The sequence below is a fragment of the Cyclobacterium sp. 1_MG-2023 genome (assembly GCF_030546805.1).
GTDB lineage: Bacteria > Bacteroidota > Bacteroidia > Cytophagales > Cyclobacteriaceae > Cyclobacterium.
This window is the reverse complement of sequence record NZ_JAUOPC010000009.1, coordinates 227,051-247,530: the sequence shown is the minus strand read 5'-3', so window position 1 is coordinate 247,530 and position 20,480 is coordinate 227,051. Positions and strand designations below refer to the sequence as shown.

Sequence of the window (20,480 nt, the reverse complement as noted above, 5' to 3'; positions counted from 1 at the left end):
AATTTACTTCGATTAAAGCCTAATACATTTGACAGGCGCCAGACAATCAATACAAAACATCAATTCCCAATCCTTTAGAAATGAACATCAGATCAACATAAGCCGGTATATAGCGTAGTATGGGATAAAAGGCCTCCAATTACTAAAATTTGAATGACTTAAGAGGAGCTTAAATTTATTGACCTGGGGAAATGCGCAGGAGCACCAACTCATGAAGCGTACAAAAAATTAACCGCCACTTAACTTAATAAGTCAACCTATTCCGGCTTGGCAAGGGAAATAGCATTACAAAAAATTATCCTATTTTTTACTCAGTTTGTTTTTGAGCCGACTTACCCAATTCAACTTTTTGGACAACCCCTCTCCGGGACTTATTCGGTAAATAATATTCAATCGGTAATTTCCGGTACCTAGGTTAATAAGGTAATCCTCTACCGGAACCAAATTGACTTGATTGTAAACATAATTTACATTTACAGACCATTTATCTGAATTATACCCTGTAAATCCCCTTATGAAATAATTGGGACGAATTGACCAATTACTTTGATCGTTTCCATCTTCAAAGTTTAAGTAAGTCCTGCCTAAAGCAAGGCTTGTTGCAGCAGATAAGGTAACAAAAAAATGTTTTTTAATGACCCATGAATAAGCATAGCCCAGGTTTGGACCTATCTCAAAATACTTAATTTGATCAAAATTTCTGGCCTTGGCTTGAGCATGTAATATTCCTCCGGCATTTCTTACCTGCCCTCCATACATCTCAACTCCTGCCATAAATGAGCCTGCAGAAATCTTTTGCCACTCATTTTGTAAAAAAGCAGCCCTGTATGAAAACTTGTCTCCATTGAATAAATACTGAACAGAGGCTCCCAGTTTCCTTAGTTTCATCTCCGGAAAAATCCTTAAGTCATTACTAATTTCAGAAGGGCTTCCTCTTTCTAAATAATATCCATTGTAAAATTGACCAAACAAATCTATTACCCAGTCTTTAGGGTAAGCATGAGCCTGCAAATCTAAATATTTTGTATCGCCTCGACTTTTATTGGGATTTAAAAAACCAAAACCATAAGCCAGATTGAGGGTAAGTCCATCAAAGGTTACCCCTACCCCCATGTTTAATGAAGAGTTTGGCCTATACCAATAATGAACATTTCCTACCTTTAAACCCAATCCGGTATATTTTCTTGACATATAGGTGCGTAACACCAATTGATCAGGATAAGTCTTATAATACGCTATGGAATCTACAGCATCTTGAGCTAACACCGGCCGATGGAAGGTTAAGACAAAGAAGATAAATGCCAAGCTATATTTCATAAAGACTATTCAAACACTCAGATTTAATGAAAACAAGGTATACAAAACCTGAAAATAAGATTTATAGAGAAAGGGAGGTTAGGAAAAATTATTTCGAAATAACCTCCAATTAATTTCTAAAAAAAGAATAAGTATAAAAAGTTGCTTAATCACCCGTCACAAAGATACAATAATTTAGCCCAATAAAGCAAAAATAAATTCTTAGTATACTTCGATATTTTAATGAAATAATTACAAAATGAATTTTAACTCCTTAAGAAAATGCCTTAAACCACTTGTCATAATAACTTAAACAACCGTCGTGATAGCCATTTTACCAAAATATTACAATCTATTTTTTTAGATCTATTTATAGAAAAAATTGACTTATTGAAATAAAAAGTAGTGAAACCAGTTCTACAATATGATTGGGGCCATTATCGGAAATGATATATCAAGCTGAGAATCATTTACTAATCACTTCAAACTTTTCAATTACATAAATAATTTTTTATTAAAATATTTATATATTTTACATTAGTACTTTATCATGAAAACCTCTTTTAAAAGACCTGAAAACAGACCTCATTAATTAAGGATATAAAGTGCATGAGTAATAATGATTTCTTCTATAAATTACTGTTTTCATAGTGTTAACTCGGATGATGCAATAAATCTAATATTTCCACATCCGTGAAAAAATATTATCCAATGTAAAATAGGTCGTTTAACTACTTATGAAAATAGGTCTGAAATAACCCCTAAATCTTATCTTTTCCTAAGAACCATTTACGGAAATAATAGAGTACCGGATTTTTGTATTTGAGTTGCTTCCAAGGTCGGCTGGCATGAGGTCTATGCCAAACAGGAAGTTCCGGAAGAATAAAGTTCTCAAACCCTAAGGCAATAGCTTTTTGGCTGATGTGTGTATCGTACCAATCTTTGCTGTTGTCCAGATCGGTAAAATCGTATTTCTCTAAAAAATTGTTATTGATTAAGGTGCAGCAAAAACTAAGGCTGCGATTTGTTTTGGTAGGCTCCTTACTTTTTAACTGCTTAAATTTTAGGTAGGGAAAATTAACCTTTCCTTCTTCATCATGGGTAATTGCACCGACTAAACCTGCCTTGGGATATTCCTGTGCAAATTGCAATAGTTTCTCTAAGGTATCTCGATTTACCTTTACATCTGACTCAACAATAATTAAGGGAACCCCCGCTTTAAGGGCTTTTTTCTGGGCAATCTGAAGGACGGTCTTGTAATTTGGAGAAGGATTGGATGTGACCTCTTCAAGGTTCACCAAGTTAAAGTCTTTGGAACTGCTGGCTTTTTCCAAAGCCTTTTTGGTTTCATCAGTGGAGTAATCATTAAAAACCCAATATTCATAATTTCCATTGGCTTCTGATATGGCTTGGATTGTCTCTAGTGTAGCTTCGAGTGCATCTTTTACGGGAGTGATTACTATTGCCTGCATCGTGGAAATTAAGAAAAATCCCCGGATTTAAGTCCGGGGATTTATTAAAAATTATTTCAATTTTGCCAATACTTCTTTTATGCGCTTAAGCGCTTCTTTTAATTCAGCTTCAGAAGCTGCATAGGACAACCTCACCGAGTTAGGCGCACCAAATGCTGCTCCAGTAACCAAAGAAACATTTGCCTCTTTCAGTACATACAAGCAAAAATCATCCGCCGTTTCAATTTTTTGATCGCCTGAAGATTTACCAAAAAAGGCAGAAACATCAGGAAAGAAATAAAATGCTCCTTCAGGAACATGAGTTTTGATCCCAGGAATGTCTCTCAACAATTCCAACACCAAATCTCTTCTCTTAAGATAGGCTGCTGCCATTTCTTCTGTTGGTTTTTGGTCTCCAATAAGACCCGCAAGTGCTGCACGCTGTGCTATTCCTGTTCCACCTGAAGTAAACTGACCTTGAATTTTTTCACAAGCCTTTGCAATAAACAAAGGTGCGCAAATATACCCAACTCTCCATCCGGTCATGGCGTACCCTTTAGAAAATCCATTGACAGTAATTGTTCGCTCAAACATGCCCGGGAAGGAAGCAATGCTAGCATGCGATCCGGTAAAGTTGATCAACTCATAGATCTCATCTGCGATAACCACTAAATTTTCTTTGCTTTTGATAACCTCTGCAATGGCTTCCAATTCTGATTTACTGAAAACAGAACCTGAAGGATTACAAGGAGAAGAATAGATCACCGCTTTGGTTTTGTCCGTAATGGCTTCTTCTAACTGCTTGGCTGTGGCCTTAAAATTATTTTCAAGGTTTCCTTCTATAAGTACTGGAACTCCACCTGCCAATTTGATCACCTCTGAATAAGACACCCAATATGGAGAAAAAATGATAACCTCATCACCCTCGTTGATTAGGCACATAAAGATGTTGGCAATAGAATGCTTCGCACCGGTAGAAACCACAACGTTTTCTGCCTTAGCTTCCGCAATATTGTTTTGCTCTCTTAGTTTTTTAGCGATTGCCTCTCTAAGGTCCTGATAACCCGCCACTGGAGGATAGGAAAAATACTTGCCTTCATCAATGGCTGACTTGGCAGCTTCCTGTATGTGTTTAGGCGTTTTAAAATCAGGTTCACCCAAGCTCAGACCTATAATATCTATCCCTTGAGTCTTTAATTCCCTGGCTTTTTTTGCCATAGCCAGCGTTGCTGACTCTTCCATATTGTTAATACGATCAGATAGGATGGAATTCATTTATATTTTATTTAAATTACGTTTGATAATCAGATTAATAGGAACTTTAGACCAATAGATAAATTCATTTCGAGTGATGGCCTTCCATCTCCATTTTTAATTTTGCAAAAATAAGCATAATGACAACGATTCCTAAATCTTTGACTAGTTTTGAATGGCGGAAGATTTTACAAACCGCTTGAAACATTTTGTGATTTGACACTTTACTGTAATATCCGGACTGTATTTTCGTTTTAATATTGTTATGAAAAAACTCATTTACTTATTTTCTGTGATGCTGTTTTTTAATGCTTCTGTAGGTATTGGGCAAGAAGAATCCCCTACAACAGAGGTTGACTCATCGGGAGTAGAAGAAAACAGGCTTCTCCCAACATCCACCCCTATCCTTTTATTTTCTGACGCAGAGGATGAGCTCAAAGAAGAAAAAAAGAAGAAGCGGAAAAAGAAGAAAAAAAACTTTCACTTCGGTGAAAAAACCAGTAGAGCCCTGATCAAAAGCAGTTTCAGGGACCAAGTTACTTACCAATTTTTCAATTACACTACCAGAAACAAAAAACCTGACCCCTATATCAGAGATATATTTTGGTATGACACCAAAAATAAAGCCATCAAAAATGGGGGATATTTGCCTTCGAAAGGCTATTTATTGCATGGACCTTACGAAAAGCGGATTGGGGACAATGTAGTAGAAACCGGGATGTATATGTACGGTACCAAACATGGCCGGTGGATGACTTTTGATACCAAAAATATCCTTTTGGATAAAAAACATTATTCAGAAGGTTGGCCAAAAGCATCCAGGGTAACTTACTACAACCGAGGTGAACGCAAAATCGAAAAGTTAACTCCCATTGAATACGACTTAGAGGAAGGCAACTTTTTTCACTTCTACCCGGATGGACAAGTAGCGGTAGCAGGTGAATATAAATTTGGCGAACGCATCGGTGTTTGGACAGAATACTGGCCAAGGGAAAAAGATAAAACAGTGAAAAAACGCGAAATCCAATACCAGAATGAAGCTTTAAACAATAGCTTCCAACCATATATTAGAGCAGAATGGGACAAGGAAGGAAACTTGATCTATAGCCACAATCAATAAAAAGCATCTTCAAAATGCTTGAAAGCAATCCCTCCCGATTTGCTTTGATAAACTCCCACAATGTCAAATCTTATATCCTTTTTCCAATCTTTCTCGTATATATAATTGTCTGCTGCCCTAATTATCAATTGTCGTTTCCGGTAATCCACAAATTCTTCAGCATACCCATAGCCTGTACCACTTCGGTACTTTACTTCTACAAAGATCAGAATACCTCCTTTCTCCATTATAAGATCTATTTCTGCATGCTTGTACCGGTAATTCGCAGTGATAAACTGATAGCCATTCGCCACCAACCAGTCTCTGGCAAGTTGTTCGGCTTTGGTTCCTTTGTCATTGTGTTCAGCCATTGTATGATATTGACTATATTTGAAAAAAACTATTGCAAAAGGTGAATCAATTTATAAATAAAAAAGTTATTTTCAGGGATTTAGGCACCAAAGATTACCAGGAGGCCTGGGACTATCAAGAAAAAATATTTGCCAAAACGGTGGCCATCAAAATTGACAACAGAAAACTTGATCCTGAGCAAGCAAAAATCACTGACAATTACCTCTTGTTTGTGGAGCACCCTCATGTATATACTTTAGGCAAAAGTGGTCGTCCAGATAACCTTCTCCTAGACGATGCTGGGCTAAAAAACTTTCAAGCCAGTTATTACCCCATTAATCGTGGTGGTGACATTACTTATCATGGGCCCGGGCAACTGGTAGGCTATCCTATTCTGGACTTGGACAATTTCTTCACAGACATTCATAAATACCTCAGGTACCTGGAAGAAGCAGTAATTGCCACACTGGAAGATTATGGAATTGAAGCGGGCAGAATTGAGGGATTAACCGGAGTTTGGCTAGACCATATTCATCAGAAAAATCCACGAAAAATCTGCGCTTTAGGAGTGAAATCCAGCAGATGGGTGACCATGCACGGTTTTGCATTCAATGTCAATACAGACCTCAGTTATTTTAACCATATTATCCCCTGTGGAATCAGTGACAAAGCTGTCACTTCCATGGAAATGGAGCTAGGAAAAAAAATATCCATGCCCGAAGTTAAAGAAAGAGTAAAGTCACATATCGTTCGATTATTTGGGATGGAACTATTGGAAAGAGAAGAATTAAAATGAAAAAAGACATACAATTTCATCCGGTAACCGGTGTGAAAATGGCCATCGTAAAAGAGGAGACTGAAAAAGGGGAAAGCTGGGCAGTTTACCTGATCAACAATAACCTGATTGAGCTGGAAACCTTAATGATAACAGCAAAAGGTTACGGCACAATATCCGGAGAAGTGAAGAAAACCTCTATATTGAGACATGTGATTGCAAAGTTAGAAGCTACAAGTTTTATAAGAATAGAAGCCATTGACCCCGCTCTATTTGTATTGAACAATGAATTTTGGGTAAGTTACTATATACTCGACCAAATATTTGACAAAAAGTTTATATTTGTAGCAGGCAGTGTGCAAGACAAGCACATGACCTACATTCCGGAACTCGACATGCATGGGATATTACACACCTAAAGCTTATGGCTGATTTTTTCGAACATTTGAATGAAATTCTTTTTCTGGACATTGAGACAATCTCCGGAGTCGAAAATCTTGAAGATTTACCGGAAAGATGGCAAGAAGAATGGAAAAAAAAGGCCCTTCAATTACAAAAAACGGACGAAAGAGATGCAGCGGAACTCTACTTTGAGAAAGCAGGAATTTACGCTGAGTTCGGCAAGATCATTTGCATCGGCGTAGGATATTTTACCTATAAAAGGGAAGAGGATCAACTAATCTATAGAACCAAGTCCTATGCCGGAATAACAGAGCATGAAACTTTATTGGAATTTAGGGCATTACTAGAGAAGAAGTCATGGTGTATATGTGCTCACAATGGCAAGGAATTTGATATCCCTTATATCTGCAGAAGAATGCTGGTTAATAAAATTCCCCTTCCGGAAGTCTTACAAATCTCCGGGAAGAAGCCATGGGAAATCAAGCATTTAGACACCCTTGAGCTGTGGAAGTTTGGAGATTATAAACATTATACCAGACTGGATTTGCTTGCAACAATTTTTGATATTCCAAGTTCTAAGGAAGGCATAGATGGGAGTATGGTCAATACCGTATATTACAAAGAGGATGATCTGGACAATATCCGTAAATATTGCCTGAGGGATGTAGAGGTAACTGCGAGAATATACCTTGCCTATCAAGGTTTACCGGGAGACTTGTCCTTTGAAATTATCAACCTCGATTCACCTGCAGTTTAAACATTACAATAACATTACCAATAAAGGAAGGCCCATTAAATAGAATAAATATCCTTACCTTTATAATTACAAGACATTTTTATGGGAAGAAAATCAGGAAGAAAAAAATCAGGATTTAAAAAGAAGGGCAGTAAGCCCACTGACATAGAACAACTAAAATTAAAATTAACGCAATTTTTTGACAACAATTTCGGCGAAGCTTATTCCGAAAAACAACTCATCAAAAAACTGGTGCTTCGGGATGCCCACACCAAAAAACTTTTAAACCCTGCCCTGCGGGAGCTTATAGATGAAGGCAAAATCAGCTGCAATCCCAGAAATCTTTATTCCTCCACAGCTGAACCGGAGTTTATTATTGGAGAAGTAGATTTCGTCAATCCAAGGTTTGCATTCGTCATTCCTAGCAATCAAGAAAAAAAAGAAGACGACATCATGGTCAAAGAATCAGATTTGAAATCTGCGCTTGATGGTGACAAAGTCAGGGTTATGATTTTACCCAAAAGGGGTAGAGGCAATCGAAGAGAAGGCAAAGTTTTAGAAATAATGGAACGGAGCAGGGATGAATTTGTCGGGAGGATTGAAATCTCTCCTCGTTTTGCCTTTGTTGTGCCGGACTTTAAGAAAATGCACCACGACATCTTCGTTAGAAAGTCGGACCTTGCAGGAGCTCAACATAACCAAAAAGTGGTGGTAAAGCTTACTGAATGGAAAGATGGAGACAAAAGCCCAAGTGGCAAAATCATTCATGTCTTGGGCAAAGCAGGAGACCATGAAGTCGAAATTCATTCCATCATGGCAGAGTTTGGACTACCCTTTGACTATCCGGAGGAAATTGAAGCAGAAGCAGAGAACATCTCTGAGGTAATCCCGGAAGCCGAAATCAAAAAAAGGAAAGATTTTAGGGACATAGACACTTTCACCATAGACCCGGCAGACGCCAAGGATTTTGATGACGCGATATCCTTTCGCTATCTGGACAATGGGAACATGGAAATAGGTGTTCACATTGCTGATGTCACACATTATGTCAAGCCGAAAACCCTGATGGAAAAAGAGGCTTATGACAGGGCCACCTCCGTCTATTTGGTGGACAGAACCATACCCATGCTCCCCGAGCGGCTCAGCAATGGACTTTGTTCCTTGCGACCCAACGAAGACAAGCTCACTTTTTCATGTGTTTTCGAGATGACCAACCAAGCGGAAGTCAAGGACTTTTGGATTGGCCGTACGGTAATTCATTCCAACAGGCGATTTACCTATGAGGAAGCACAAGAAAACATGGATGCTGAGAGTGGTGATTACGCCAAGGATTTATTGAAAATCAACGCCTTGGCCAAATTGCTTAGGGGAGCAAGATTTAAAAAAGGCGCCATTAATTTTGAAACGGTAGAAGTGAAATTTCAACTTGATGAATCCGGAACACCAACCGGACTTATCATCAAAGAGAGAAAAGACGTTCATAAGTTAATTGAAGAATTCATGCTCTTGGCCAATAAAACAGTGGCCACCTATATTTACGATAAAAATAAAGGCAAAAGCACCTTTGTTTATAGGGTTCATGATTACCCGGACCTCGAGAAGCTGGCAACATTCTCCAACTTTGCGAAGAAATTTGGTCATGAAATCAAAATTCTAGACGAAAAGAAAGTATCCAACAGCCTGAACAAATTGATGGATGACATCGTTGGTAAACCGGAGCAAAACATACTAGAGCAACTTGCCATCAGGAGCATGGCAAAGGCAAAATATACCACTGAGCCCAAACAGCATTTTGGCCTTGCCTTTGATCACTATACGCATTTTACCTCACCAATTAGAAGGTACCCTGACATGATGGTACACCGACTCTTGCAACATTACCTGGATGGTGGGAAGCCACCTGAAAATCAGGCCTGGGAAGAAAAGTGTCTTCATTCCTCTGAACGTGAAAAGAGGGCAGCAGATGCGGAAAGAGCCAGCATTAAGTACAAGCAAGTAGAATACATGAAACTTGCTGAAGACAAGGATTATGCAGGGATTATTACTGGAGTAACAGAATGGGGCGTATATGTAGAAATCTCTGAAACCAAGTGTGAAGGCATGGTAAGGGTGCAAGACCTAACCGATGACTATTACGATTTCGATGAGAAAAACATGCGACTCATAGGCGCCAAGAACAAAAGAATGATCACCCTTGGTGACAAAGTTGAGGTTAGAGTAACGCGCACCGACATAGACAGAAGAACCATAGATTTGGAATTTGTAAACAATGATAAATGAAAACCAGCTTGAGGAAATCAAAACCAACCTCGAGCAATACATCCAACAACTTGACCTCCAGGGAAATCCTCAAGAATTATATGAACCCATCACCTATCTTATGGGACTGGGTGGCAAAAGGATACGTCCATTACTAACATTACTGGCTTATAACCTGTACAAGGAAGATTACCAAAGCGTACTAAGCCCTGCAGCTGCGGTCGAGGTTTTTCATAATTTTACGCTTATGCATGATGACATCATGGATAACGCGCCACTGAGAAGAGGGAAAGCCACAGTCCATGAGAAATGGGATGACAACACCGCCATCTTATCCGGAGATGTTATGTTGGTAAAAGCTTATGACTTGCTCTTGTCAATTGCTCCTGAACACCTGAAAGAAAGCCTACAGTTATTTAGCAAGACCGCTGCAGAGGTTTGTGAGGGACAGCAGCTCGACATGAATTTTGAAAGCAGAGAACTCGTAAGTGAAGAAGAATACCTGAACATGATCCGCTTGAAAACTGCGGTATTATTGGGATTTGCCCTACAGCTTGGTGCAATATTGGCAGGGGCTCCCAAAAGTGATGCCAAGCGGCTTTACGATTTTGGGATGAACATTGGAATTGCCTTTCAATTAAAAGACGATTTATTGGATGTTTATGCCGACAAGGAAAAATTTGGCAAACAGGTGGGAGGAGATATTATTGCCAATAAGAAAACCTATCTCTTGGTAAAGGCCAAAGAATCCGCAAAAGGATCAACACAAGAGGAGCTTGAAAAATGGCTTCATGCAGAATCTTTTTCCTCAGATCAAAAAGTAAAAGCAGTAACGACTATCTACGATCAGCTTCAAATAAAAGAAAAAACGATGGCTGTAATGGAAAATTATTTCCAAAAAGGCTTCAAGCAGCTATCTGAATTACAGGTAAAAAACACCACAGGTTTACAATTACTACAAAACTTAACACAGAATCTCGCCAACAGAGAAAAATAGAACCATGGATTTATCTGTAACTTTAATCATTATCATCATTACCTGTCTTACATCCTATTATGGGTGGAAGAATCCTGAGTTTATCAATAAAAACTTGTTCACTCCCTATATTATAAAAGCTGAAGGGGCTTATGGAAGATTTTTAACGTCGGGCTTCATCCACAAAGATGGTACCCACCTGTTATTCAACATGTTCACCTTCTATTTTTTCGGAAATGTAGTAGAGTCATACCTCAATTATGCTTTTGGTCAAGAATTAGGTATAGTAGCATTTGTGCTTTTCTACCTCATTGCCATTGTTATTGCAGACATCCCCACTTACCTTAAGGAGCAAGACAATCCCAGTTACCATGCTTTGGGTGCATCAGGGGGTACTTCTGCCACGGTATTTGCAAGTATCATCCTAATGCCCTTGTCAGACATCTGCATTTTTGGGATTTTCTGTCTCCCGGGATTTATATTGGGTATACTCTTTTTAGGTTATGCTTTTTATAAAGGCCGTACAGGTGGAGACAATATCAATCACGATGCCCATTTTTATGGTGCGGTCTTTGGAATCCTTGTGATTGTGTTTATTTCTCCCGAAAACGCATTGCATTTTTGGGAGCAAGTAAAAAACTTCAGCCTTTTCTAAATAGGTTGAGCATTGGATCTTAAAGCCTAATCTAGAATGGAGGCTGAAGTTTTATTTATTATTTGGCTTTCTTTAATTGTCGCACCAATTTATCTACGACATCCTTCAGCAATGGGATCCAATGTGCACCCTTTTCTTCAGCAAAAACATCCGGTCCCGGTATACCCACGCGCATACCAACGACGCTTACCGCATTGCCTCCACTCCCTTCTGTTTTAAAATAAACATCTACAGCATTGATATCATGGGTAAATTTAGACAGTTTATCTATGGATGTACGGATTTCCTCTTGAACAGCATTATTGATATCAATATTAACTGATTGAACATCAATTTTAATTCCTTTGTAGTTTTCTGTATAGTTCATTGTTAATGATAGGTTAATTCCCTCCATTGAGAGAAATAATAATTCTTACTTCTGCAAGTCTAAAAGCATAGCACAAAAAAAAGGCCATTCTCTCGAATGGCCTTTTTTTATGATTGATTAGAAAGCTTAAGCTTCTGCAGGAACAACAGTAACGATGGATTTGCCATCATGCTTTTTAGTAAAAGCAACTTTACCGGGAACCAAAGCAAAAAGCGTATGATCTTTACCTAAGCCAACATTTACACCAGGATGGTGTTTTGTACCTCTTTGTCTTACGATGATATTACCAGCAATAACTGATTCACCACCAAATTTCTTTACACCAAGTCTTTTACTTTCAGACTCTCTACCGTTTTTGGAACTACCTACACCTTTCTTATGTGCCATAACTTGTATTATTTAAGGTTGCTTCCCGAAGGATTAAAGCGTAATGTTTTCAATTAAAATTTTTGTGAACTGCTGACGGTGACCGTTTTTCTTTTTGTAACCTTTTCTTCTCTTCTTTTTGAAGACAATTACTTTGTCACCTTTCACATGATCAAGGATTTTCCCTGATACCTTGGCACCTGACAATAAGGGTGCGCCTACCGATACAGTGCCATCGTCTTCTGCCAAAAGCACCTGATCGAATTCTACGGAAGCGTCAACTTCACCTTGCATTTTTGGTGCAAAGATGTGCTGATCTTTTGTTACTTTGAACTGCTTACCGGAAATGTTAACTATTGCGTACATAATGGTTTGATATATTACAATTATCAAAATTGAGGTGCAAATATAAGAAAATTAACAGCATAGATAAAATATTTCCCCAATATTAATTTTATTTTTTGCAGTCTTATTTTTCAATATTTCCGCTCGTCTGCTCACATAACACAGATTTAATGCTGTAACTTTCATTTTTAAGCCTTTAAATGGAGGGTCACCTTAGGAAAAAGCTGGTTTTCAGTTATTTAAGTTACTAAAAAGATAAAAATTAAGCCAGTTTATTGACCGTTAGTCAAAAAAATGGCCTTTTTTTGTTATTTTTAATTATTTCAAAAATATTTCGAAAAAGTTGACCTTGCATATTTGGACTGTTTGGATTAAACCTTTACTTTCGTTCAATTATATTATACATCTGTTTATTACCTATTTATAACCTATTGACCGCCGGTCAGTTTTTTAGGCTTTTTAGGATTATTGGGCTTTACTTTTTCATTTTTCTTGCCCATCTTTGTTAAGGCAATATTAACAATTCACTCTAAAACGCTTTGATTTAGACGGTAAGAAGAAATAGTGAACTTGCCTAAATTTAATTTTAATTCAGATTAAACCAATTCTACTAATGAAGTCCGAGCCAATATTAGAACAAGGAGATAACAGTCGTTTTGTTTTATTTCCTATCCAACACGATGACATTTGGGAGTATTATAAGATGGCAGAAGCAAGTTTTTGGACTGCTGAAGAGATAGACTTGGGCCAAGACCTAAATGATTGGAAAAACTTAAGTGATGGAGAACGTCATTTTATATCGCATGTACTTGCATTCTTTGCAGCAAGCGACGGAATTGTAAATGAAAACCTCGCCGAACATTTTGTAGCGGAAGTACAATATACAGAAGCCAAGTTTTTCTATGGTTTTCAGATTGCCATGGAGAACATCCATAGTGAGACTTATAGCTTATTAATTGATACCTATATAAAGAATCCTGAAGAAAGAGATCACTTGTTCAATGCCATCGAACATCTAGACTGCGTAAAGAAAAAAGCAGAATGGGCTTTGCGTTGGATTGACCAAGGCAATTTCATGGAAAGATTGGTGGCTTTTGCAGCTGTTGAAGGAATATTCTTCTCCGGTTCTTTTTGTTCTATTTTCTGGTTGAAAAAAAGGGGGTTAATGCCGGGCTTGACTTTTTCCAATGAATTAATCTCTAGGGATGAAGGTTTACATTGTGATTTTGCTTGTCACCTTTATACCAAACATTTGGTCAACAAGTTACCTCAAGAACAAGTTACACAGATCATCAAAGATGCTGTGGAAATTGAAAAAGAATTTGTTACAGACGCATTGCCTGTAAGACTTATTGGCATGAATTCTGAATTGATGTGCCAATACATTGAATTTGTAGCAGACAGGTTGCTACTTGAGTTGGGATGTTCTAAAGTGTGGAACAGTAAAAACCCGTTTGATTTCATGGACATGATTTCCTTAGAAGGAAAAACCAATTTCTTCGAAAAACGTGTTGGTGACTATCAAAAAGCCGGGGTAATGAAAGGCAAAGACGACACTTCTTCAGGAAAATTCTCTGTTGAAGAAGACTTTTAATTATTTTTTAACCATTATAATCAGTAAGTATGTTAGTAATAAAAAGAGACGGTAGAAGAGAGTCCGTCAGATTTGATAAAATCACAACTAGAATAGAGAACCTATGTTATGGTTTGGATGCTCGCTACATCCATCCCATTGAGGTTGCAAAAAAAGTAATTGATGGCCTTTATGATGGTGTCACTACTTCAGAACTTGACAATCTTGCCGCTGAGGTTTGTGCTTCCCTCACCGTTAAGCATCCGGAATACGCAATACTTGCTGCTAGGATTTCCATATCAAACCTGCACAAAACTACCAGTCAGTCGTTTTCGAACACCATGAAACGACTTTATACTTATATCAATCCAAAAACAGATGAGAACGCAGCTTTGATTGCTCCTGATGTTTATGGGATTGTAAAAAAACATGCTGCCAAACTAGATCAGGTCATCGATTATACCAGAGACTTTGATTATGATTTTTTTGGTTTCAAAACACTAGAAAGAAGTTACCTTATCAAACTTGATGGTAAAGTAGTGGAAAGACCTCAACACATGCTTATGCGTGTGTCTATAGGAATACATAAAGAAGACATAGAAGCGGCCATAGAAACTTACCACCTATTGTCTCAAAAATGGTTTACACATGCCACCCCTACCCTTTTCAATGCCGGTACACCAAAACCTCAACTGTCTTCTTGCTTCTTGCTAACGATGAAGGACGACAGTATTGATGGGATTTATGACACTTTGAAACAATGTGCTAAAATTTCACAATCTGCAGGAGGTATAGGTCTTTCTATCCATAATGTAAGGGCCAAAGGCTCCTATATCAGAGGCACCAATGGTGTTTCCAATGGAATTGTACCCATGTTGAGAAACTTTGACATGACTGCCCGATATGTTGATCAGGGTGGTGGAAAAAGAAAAGGAAGCTTCGCCATTTATCTTGAGCCTTGGCATGCAGATATCAAAGACTTCCTTGACTTGAAAAAGAACCATGGAAAGGATGAACTACGTGCTAGAGATTTATTCTATGCTGTATGGGTATCCGATCTCTTTATGAAAAGGGTGGAAGCCAATGAAGAATGGTCTTTATTCTGTCCACATGAAGCCCCCGGCTTGGCTGATTGCCATGGTGAAGAGTTCGAAAGACTTTATGAAAAATACGAAAAAGAAGGTAGAGCGCGTGAAACAATTAAAGCGCAAGAACTGTGGTTTGAGATCTTAGAATCTCAAATTGAAACAGGTACCCCTTATATCTTGTACAAGGATGCAGCCAATGGCAAATCCAACCAGAAAAATTTGGGAACCATCAAATCATCCAACTTATGTACGGAGATCATGGAGTACACTTCTCCGGATGAGGTAGCGGTTTGTAACTTGGCTTCTTTGGCTCTTCCTAAATTTGTTACTACAGGAAAAGATGGCAAAAAACATTTTGACCACCAAAAACTATATGAAGTCACCAAGGTAGTTACCAAAAACCTTAATAAGGTAATCGATGTAAATTATTACCCTGTACCTGAAGCGCGTAAATCAAACTTCAGACACAGACCAGTTGGTTTAGGAATTCAAGGATTGGCAGACACCTTTATTCTACTGAGAATGCCTTTCGATTCCGAAGAAGCCAAAGGCCTCAATGAAGACATCTTTGAAACCATCTATTTTGCCTCTATGGAAACCTCCATGGAACTGGCAAAAATAAACGGCACCTATGAGACTTATGAAGGCTCACCGGTATCTAAAGGACTATTCCAATTTGACATGTGGGGGGTAACACCTAAATCAGGTCGATGGAACTGGGCAGGGCTTAAAGAAAAGGTAAACAAGTATGGGGTAAGGAATTCACTTTTAGTGGCTCCTATGCCTACAGCTTCTACTTCTCAAATATTGGGTAACAATGAGTGTTTTGAACCATATACTACCAATATATATACTAGAAGAACCTTGTCCGGAGAATTTGTTGTCGTCAACAAACACTTGATGAGAGATTTGATCAGGTTAGGACTTTGGACCGATGGAATGAAAAACAGACTGATCGCTGCCAATGGCTCCGTTCAAAACATGCCTGATATTCCTCAAAACCTCAAAGACCTTTACAAAACGGTATGGGAAATTTCTCAAAAGGTTATCATTGACATGGCCGCCGACAGAGGTGCCTATGTATGTCAGTCTCAAAGCATGAACTTGTTTTTGCAAGAGCCAAATTTCGGAAAATTAACCTCTATGCATTTCTATGCCTGGAAAAAAGGTTTAAAAACCGGGATCTATTACCTACGATCTAAAGCAGCAAGTAGCGCCATCCAATTTACTGTTGACAAATCACAATTGAACGGTGATAAACCAGCTGCAATTGATGATGCGGAAACCAAGAAACAACAACAGGATGCTATTGTTTGCTCACTGGACAACCCGGATGAGTGTGAAGCTTGTGGTAGTTGATCCACCATTATAAAATTGCATAAAAAAAGCAACTGTCCATAAGGCAGTTGCTTTTTTGTTTTAATAGTCTATCCAGAATTATAAATAGGATCTCCCATGTTTACGGGAAAGGATTTAATCGAAAGAAAATCAGGCTTTTTGGATATTTCACCCGGTAATAAATGGTATATTTTGGGTTTATCCGAAGGTAAGGACAAACCTCATTTAGAATATACAATATTGACATTCTCTGGGCCAGAAACTTCTGTCTTAACCGTTCCATTCCCCTGCTTTTCATGCTTGACATAAACCAAGCCATAAGGTGTAGGGAAAGTTCCTTCTACCCATTCCAAATCCCCTAAGTGTGGATCAATTAACAATGTCCTAGAGCCCGACTCCAAAACCTCCACTCCAAGCACATGCTTGCTCAACCAAGCTGTGGGCCCTGAAGCCCAACCATGACTTAGATTATGTCGGAGCTTATCATAGCTATACCCTCCATAAGAGGCATGAACATCTACTTTATCTGCAGGTACAAAATCATCAATTCTGGCCGCATTCTCCAACCACTCAATATTAAAATCCTCCCAAAAAGTAGTTGCTCCCAAATCAATCATGGCCCCCCAATATTCGCGAATATTTTCAATTGCTCCTTGGTAATCCCCGGCCTTTGCCTTGGCTTCCAGCATATAATATCCATAAAAAGTAGAAAAATCAGCAACTCCATTTTTGGAGACCTCTCGGTTGGCTTTAACAGGATCCATTATTCCTGTCAATGACATAAGGGAAGCCGCTTGTTTCGATCCTGCGTGTTTCGGACGATAAGTCCTTAATTTAGCAGACATGTCTGTTGCCTCTTTAGCCATTTCTGTATTTTCCAAAACAGTAAAAATAGCTGCAGAAGCATCAAAAGCCCATATCAGCATGGATTGTAAACCGGCATGTATGGCTGCAGGATTTTCACTTGAAGGCCAATCCAAAAAACGGGTTCCATCCAATTTCTCCTTATTGCCTTCAACCCTGCTCGCCATATGGCGCAAGAGTTTTGTTAAATATTCTTCTTGTGCCTTCAAATAAGTCTTGTCACCATGATGCAAATACCAGTCTCGGTGAATAATGATCCACCACATGGAATAAGTGCTGATCCCATTCATCCACTCCGGCATGGGAGTAATGTCACGAATCAAGTCAAGGCTTTTAGGCACTACTTCATTATAACCAAATACGGCATTGATGGTAGACACTTCCGGATGTAAATCGCCAACCCATACCAAACGATCTCTTTTGATGCCATCCCAAAGGTACTCTTGCATGTTCATATGGACGGTATAAGCACCCATATCCCAAATTCTATTTAGTCGCTCATCATTGCTTTTAAAACTTCCCAAATAAGGGATGTCCCGATAGGTCAATATGGCATTGGCCTCTTTCAGCAACAACTCTTTGTTCGGATCCACCAGGTCTATACGGGCATACCTAAAACCCGAATTGCCAATTTCTAATTTCCCAAGCCAAGGTAAAGCAACAATAAAGTCTCTCATTGCATGGTCATTTGTGGCTCCTTGAAGGGTGTCAATGGCTGACATGGCCTCAGTCACAGACTCTCCCAATCTAATGCGAACCCTTACCGGATCTTTTGATCCAATCATACCTGTAACCAATTGAATGCCTCCGTGTAAATTCACACCAAAATCCAACAAGATACCCGGCTTTTCTGTTGCTGTACTCTTCATGACCAAAAAGTCTTGGTTGGAAGTAAGAATGGCCTGCCCGATCGGTTGTCCCAACAGATGGGTTTCATTCTTGATCAGTCCCTTATCCTCGGTAGATTTCCAAAATATTTTAACCGGGGCGATGTATTTCCTGGTTCTGGAATCATCTGCAATTTTATAATCCTTGCCATTATTAAACGCAGGAGGAAGCTGGCCAAAAGCATCGAAACCAATTGCCATTAACAGGGTCAAGGAAAAAACAAGCTTTAGGGGTCTTTGCATTACATTCATTAGATCTTGTCATTTTGGTTAAAAAGGCAAGATAAAATGAATTGTCCATAGTCCTGTCCTGTAGCTACCTGCCTAGGGAAAAATTATCGCTTCAACCCAAAATATGGAATAGGATTGGTGCAGCTAAAAAATTCAAGCCATTCAGAAGCTCCCGGATAATCTACCACTCTGAAAGCGTTTGACGATAGACCCTTAGCTATATTAGGAAAAAGATGTTACGCAATATCAATCTACTCCCAATTGACGCAATGTTGAATCAATCTTTTCATTCCACCTTTGTTGGGCGGAACCATTGGTTCCATTTGAAGTTTCCCGGTCATATTCTTCCTGCATTTGGTTCATCTCTCTAAAGGCTTCCAAATAGTGAAAGGATACTTTTCTTTCATAATTATGGGGTTCTAATTGCAATGCCTCAAGTGTGTTTTTAAGTCGCTCTGTGACAATCTTGGCAATGTCAAAATGCCTTTGCTCGTGATTCAAGCCGTAGCTGTTGTTTCCACTCCTCACCCATGAGGAACTTTTTAACATATATGTTTTAAAAACCAAATCGACCACAATCTCCCCATTTTCTACCTTGCTATTGGACTCGTAACCAATACTTGCAAATATGGAAGCTGCATAATTGTTAAAGCTTGGTCTTCCTTTAAAATCCTCCCAGGAAAGTGCCCTATCAGTGGAGTAGAAAACAGTATCCTTATCATTCGTCCTCTGGTAATCACTAATTTCTAACCGAACAGACTTCGCCAGTTTTTGATTATTTCCTGCGTCCTTTTTTATCCAATCGTCAAAATACTTGATGGACAAATTCACAGAACGTCTTAGAAAGGCTTCCAATAAATTAACTTGTCTAATCCCTCTTTGGTAACTTATCCCCCCTTGAAAATCCAACAAATCTACAAGTTCATCCCCTTTCTCCATGGCAAAGGTAAAATCCAAGTGAATGTCTCCTTCTACAGCCCCTGTTTTAGGGTTTTTGAGATTTTCTATAATTTTACAGTCTTTTACCCTAATCACTACCGGTCGTAAATTTTTATCTGCCGGATAAGCTTCCAAAATATACCCTTCTAATGCAGCTATGGTCCCCCCTTTTAAGTTTACGGTTTCCAAGTTATTTCCTCGCATCAGATCAACAACCACAAAAGCTGTAGGATTAAGGTCTTTTCTTTCATCAATGACCCGAGCAATATAATATTCCTCCGGACTAAAAACCTGAGAAGCCACCCGCAGAGGTATGGGTTCAAGATTTACTTTTTGCGCGTATCCCTCCTTAATGAATAACAGCATGACCAATAATAGGATAGCCAATTTAAGTCGGCAAAATACAATTCTTATATAGGGTCTTTTTAGCTTCATACCTTTAAACCTTTAACCCATTAGCTCATTTACAGGTTTCATAGATTGCAAGTTTAATGTTGTCTAAACTATAACAATTATTATTGCGGCTTCTGTTATATCATTTACCAAGAATATGTAATAGGATCTGTGGTGAGTGTTGCAATCGCAAGTAAATCTCTAAAAGACAACGAAGTCGTTGATTTTAAAGCGATTTCAGCACGTAATAAATTGCATATTTCGGATTTAATTAACTGTTTTTTAGGAGATTTTATTTTGATGATTTGGCTTTATCATTGAAGTCCAGGCAGAGGTCAATCCAGTAGGCCAAGTCTCTTCTGGTTTGAATGGCTTCGGCACCTACATAACAATACCCCTTGTACACCCTCCCTTTCATAACCATGGATTGAAACCCGTTTATCTCAGCCACTTCTTCAAGTTTTTCAGGGTCAAATCTACACATAAGCCTTGAGCCGCTTACATTTACACACATCTTTTCATTGATCAAAAAGGCAAGCCCTCCAAACATTCTTTTTTCTTCTACTTTCGTTTGACCGACTTCATAAAGGTATTCTCTTACCCTATCGGCAAGTTTTTCATCATATGCCATGGCTTCCTAATAATTATGTATTCCTCAAATTACCAAAATAGGATCAAAAGCACTACTATTTCCCAAGCTTTTCAGTGAATATTTCAGGACAATAATTCCTTACAAAATTTTTCAGCAACGCTATAAACCTAATATTTTAAAGACAATCTATAGAATTACAATTCTTTTCAAGTTAATTTTATCCAATCAATCCCTATAACCAAA

Annotated in this window: 19 protein-coding genes; 9 read left to right on the top strand and 10 right to left on the bottom strand. The window is 38.5% G+C overall.

Annotation, left to right across the window (positions count from 1 at the left end; all coding sequences use genetic code 11):
• Positions 1 to 300 precede the first annotated feature (300 nt).
• From Q4534_RS15885 to Q4534_RS15875, 3 genes are all read right to left on the bottom strand, one after another.
• Entirely contained in the window at positions 301 to 1,317 is a 1,017-nt protein-coding gene (locus tag Q4534_RS15885) for a DUF4421 domain-containing protein (protein ID WP_303614129.1), read from the bottom strand.
• Between the two features lie 740 nt (positions 1,318 to 2,057).
• Positions 2,058 to 2,768: a glycosyltransferase gene (locus Q4534_RS15880; protein WP_303614128.1), complete on the bottom strand. Its 711-nt coding sequence runs from the start codon at positions 2,766 to 2,768 to the stop codon at positions 2,058 to 2,060.
• A 51-nt stretch (positions 2,769 to 2,819) separates the two neighbouring features.
• Positions 2,820 to 4,022, bottom strand: a complete 1,203-nt coding sequence (locus Q4534_RS15875) for a pyridoxal phosphate-dependent aminotransferase (protein ID WP_303614127.1) — start codon at positions 4,020 to 4,022, stop codon at positions 2,820 to 2,822.
• 244 nt (positions 4,023 to 4,266) lie between these two features.
• Between Q4534_RS15875 and Q4534_RS15870 the strand changes: the two genes are divergently transcribed.
• On the top strand, positions 4,267 to 5,121 hold the full coding sequence (locus Q4534_RS15870; protein ID WP_303614126.1) for a toxin-antitoxin system YwqK family antitoxin: 855 nt from the start codon (positions 4,267 to 4,269) through the stop codon (positions 5,119 to 5,121).
• On the opposite strand, the gene Q4534_RS15865 is transcribed toward Q4534_RS15870, so the two are convergent.
• The gene (locus tag Q4534_RS15865; protein WP_303614125.1) at positions 5,115 to 5,471 is read right to left on the bottom strand and encodes a YraN family protein; all 357 of its coding nucleotides are present in this window, start codon (positions 5,469 to 5,471) and stop codon (positions 5,115 to 5,117) included. The two genes, Q4534_RS15870 and Q4534_RS15865, sit on opposite strands and share 7 nt — an antisense overlap.
• A 41-nt stretch (positions 5,472 to 5,512) precedes the next feature.
• Between Q4534_RS15865 and lipB the strand changes: the two genes are divergently transcribed.
• The 6 genes from lipB (at position 5,513) to Q4534_RS15835 (ending at position 11,254) form a co-directional block, all read left to right on the top strand.
• Positions 5,513 to 6,247, top strand: coding sequence for a lipoyl(octanoyl) transferase LipB (gene lipB / locus Q4534_RS15860; protein WP_303614124.1), 735 nt, complete (start codon positions 5,513 to 5,515; stop codon positions 6,245 to 6,247).
• On the top strand, positions 6,244 to 6,645 hold the full coding sequence (locus tag Q4534_RS15855; protein WP_303614123.1) for a hypothetical protein: 402 nt from the start codon (positions 6,244 to 6,246) through the stop codon (positions 6,643 to 6,645). Before lipB ends, Q4534_RS15855 begins: the two co-directional genes overlap by 4 nt.
• Positions 6,646 to 6,650: 5 nt before the next feature.
• Positions 6,651 to 7,385 (top strand): 3'-5' exonuclease, encoded by a 735-nt coding sequence (locus Q4534_RS15850; RefSeq protein ID WP_303614122.1) that lies wholly within the window; start codon positions 6,651 to 6,653, stop codon positions 7,383 to 7,385.
• An 81-nt stretch (positions 7,386 to 7,466) separates the two neighbouring features.
• Positions 7,467 to 9,644, top strand: a complete 2,178-nt coding sequence (gene rnr, locus Q4534_RS15845; RefSeq protein WP_303614121.1) for a ribonuclease R — start codon at positions 7,467 to 7,469, stop codon at positions 9,642 to 9,644.
• The gene (locus Q4534_RS15840; RefSeq protein ID WP_303614120.1) at positions 9,634 to 10,620 is read left to right on the top strand and encodes a polyprenyl synthetase family protein; all 987 of its coding nucleotides are present in this window, start codon (positions 9,634 to 9,636) and stop codon (positions 10,618 to 10,620) included. Before rnr ends, Q4534_RS15840 begins: the two co-directional genes overlap by 11 nt.
• Positions 10,621 to 10,624: 4 nt before the next feature.
• On the top strand, positions 10,625 to 11,254 hold the full coding sequence (locus Q4534_RS15835; protein ID WP_303614119.1) for a rhomboid family intramembrane serine protease: 630 nt from the start codon (positions 10,625 to 10,627) through the stop codon (positions 11,252 to 11,254).
• Between the two features lie 58 nt (positions 11,255 to 11,312).
• Here the strand turns inward: Q4534_RS15835 and Q4534_RS15830 are convergent, their stop codons facing one another.
• From Q4534_RS15830 to rplU, 3 genes are all read right to left on the bottom strand, one after another.
• On the bottom strand, positions 11,313 to 11,621 hold the full coding sequence (locus Q4534_RS15830) for an HPF/RaiA family ribosome-associated protein (RefSeq protein WP_303614118.1): 309 nt from the start codon (positions 11,619 to 11,621) through the stop codon (positions 11,313 to 11,315).
• A gap of 126 nt (positions 11,622 to 11,747) precedes the next feature.
• Entirely contained in the window at positions 11,748 to 12,008 is a 261-nt protein-coding gene (gene rpmA, locus Q4534_RS15825; protein WP_303614117.1) for a 50S ribosomal protein L27, read from the bottom strand.
• A 33-nt stretch (positions 12,009 to 12,041) separates the two neighbouring features.
• Positions 12,042 to 12,353, bottom strand: a complete 312-nt coding sequence (gene rplU, locus Q4534_RS15820; protein WP_041935086.1) for a 50S ribosomal protein L21 — start codon at positions 12,351 to 12,353, stop codon at positions 12,042 to 12,044.
• 592 nt (positions 12,354 to 12,945) lie between these two features.
• On the opposite strand from rplU, the gene Q4534_RS15815 reads away from it, so the two are divergent.
• Together Q4534_RS15815 and Q4534_RS15810 are read left to right on the top strand one after the other, a co-directional pair.
• Complete coding sequence (locus Q4534_RS15815; RefSeq protein ID WP_303614116.1) at positions 12,946 to 13,926, top strand: ribonucleotide-diphosphate reductase subunit beta; 981 nt, start codon at positions 12,946 to 12,948, stop codon at positions 13,924 to 13,926.
• Between the two features lie 29 nt (positions 13,927 to 13,955).
• Positions 13,956 to 16,352 (top strand): ribonucleoside-diphosphate reductase subunit alpha, encoded by a 2,397-nt coding sequence (locus Q4534_RS15810; protein ID WP_303614115.1) that lies wholly within the window; start codon positions 13,956 to 13,958, stop codon positions 16,350 to 16,352.
• Between the two features lie 200 nt (positions 16,353 to 16,552).
• Here Q4534_RS15810 and Q4534_RS15805 read toward each other — a convergent pair whose 3' ends face one another.
• The 3 genes from Q4534_RS15805 to Q4534_RS15795 all read right to left on the bottom strand — a co-directional run bounded on the left by Q4534_RS15805 (position 16,553) and on the right by Q4534_RS15795 (position 20,276).
• Positions 16,553 to 18,325, bottom strand: coding sequence for an alpha-L-rhamnosidase C-terminal domain-containing protein (locus Q4534_RS15805; RefSeq protein WP_303614114.1), 1,773 nt, complete (start codon positions 18,323 to 18,325; stop codon positions 16,553 to 16,555).
• 234 nt (positions 18,326 to 18,559) lie between these two features.
• On the bottom strand, positions 18,560 to 19,687 hold the full coding sequence (locus Q4534_RS15800; RefSeq protein WP_303614113.1) for a DUF922 domain-containing protein: 1,128 nt from the start codon (positions 19,685 to 19,687) through the stop codon (positions 18,560 to 18,562).
• 250 nt (positions 19,688 to 19,937) lie between these two features.
• A complete protein-coding gene (locus Q4534_RS15795) occupies positions 19,938 to 20,276 on the bottom strand; it encodes a TfoX/Sxy family protein (RefSeq protein WP_303614112.1) in 339 nt (112 codons plus the stop codon).
• Between the last annotated feature and the right edge of the window lie 204 nt (positions 20,277 to 20,480).

Bases quoted from the DNA above. Each gene is read 5' to 3' on its own strand.
- Q4534_RS15885 (WP_303614129.1), bottom strand. From the start codon at position 1,317: ATGAAATATAGCTTGGCATTTATCTTCTTTGTCTTAACCTTCCATCGG.
- Q4534_RS15880 (WP_303614128.1), bottom strand. From the start codon at position 2,768: ATGCAGGCAATAGTAATCACTCCCGTAAAAGATGCACTCGAAGCTACA.
- Q4534_RS15875 (WP_303614127.1), bottom strand. From the start codon at position 4,022: ATGAATTCCATCCTATCTGATCGTATTAACAATATGGAAGAGTCAGCA.
- Q4534_RS15870 (WP_303614126.1), top strand. From the start codon at position 4,267: ATGAAAAAACTCATTTACTTATTTTCTGTGATGCTGTTTTTTAATGCT.
- Q4534_RS15865 (WP_303614125.1), bottom strand. From the start codon at position 5,471: ATGGCTGAACACAATGACAAAGGAACCAAAGCCGAACAACTTGCCAGA.
- Q4534_RS15855 (WP_303614123.1), top strand. From the start codon at position 6,244: ATGAAAAAAGACATACAATTTCATCCGGTAACCGGTGTGAAAATGGCC.
- Q4534_RS15850 (WP_303614122.1), top strand. From the start codon at position 6,651: ATGGCTGATTTTTTCGAACATTTGAATGAAATTCTTTTTCTGGACATT.
- rnr (WP_303614121.1), top strand. From the start codon at position 7,467: ATGGGAAGAAAATCAGGAAGAAAAAAATCAGGATTTAAAAAGAAGGGC.
- Q4534_RS15840 (WP_303614120.1), top strand. From the start codon at position 9,634: ATGATAAATGAAAACCAGCTTGAGGAAATCAAAACCAACCTCGAGCAA.
- Q4534_RS15835 (WP_303614119.1), top strand. From the start codon at position 10,625: ATGGATTTATCTGTAACTTTAATCATTATCATCATTACCTGTCTTACA.
- Q4534_RS15830 (WP_303614118.1), bottom strand. From the start codon at position 11,621: ATGAACTATACAGAAAACTACAAAGGAATTAAAATTGATGTTCAATCA.
- rpmA (WP_303614117.1), bottom strand. From the start codon at position 12,008: ATGGCACATAAGAAAGGTGTAGGTAGTTCCAAAAACGGTAGAGAGTCT.
- rplU (WP_041935086.1), bottom strand. From the start codon at position 12,353: ATGTACGCAATAGTTAACATTTCCGGTAAGCAGTTCAAAGTAACAAAA.
- Q4534_RS15815 (WP_303614116.1), top strand. From the start codon at position 12,946: ATGAAGTCCGAGCCAATATTAGAACAAGGAGATAACAGTCGTTTTGTT.
- Q4534_RS15810 (WP_303614115.1), top strand. From the start codon at position 13,956: ATGTTAGTAATAAAAAGAGACGGTAGAAGAGAGTCCGTCAGATTTGAT.
- Q4534_RS15805 (WP_303614114.1), bottom strand. From the start codon at position 18,325: ATGCAAAGACCCCTAAAGCTTGTTTTTTCCTTGACCCTGTTAATGGCA.
- Q4534_RS15800 (WP_303614113.1), bottom strand. From the start codon at position 19,687: ATGAAGCTAAAAAGACCCTATATAAGAATTGTATTTTGCCGACTTAAA.
- Q4534_RS15795 (WP_303614112.1), bottom strand. From the start codon at position 20,276: ATGGCATATGATGAAAAACTTGCCGATAGGGTAAGAGAATACCTTTAT.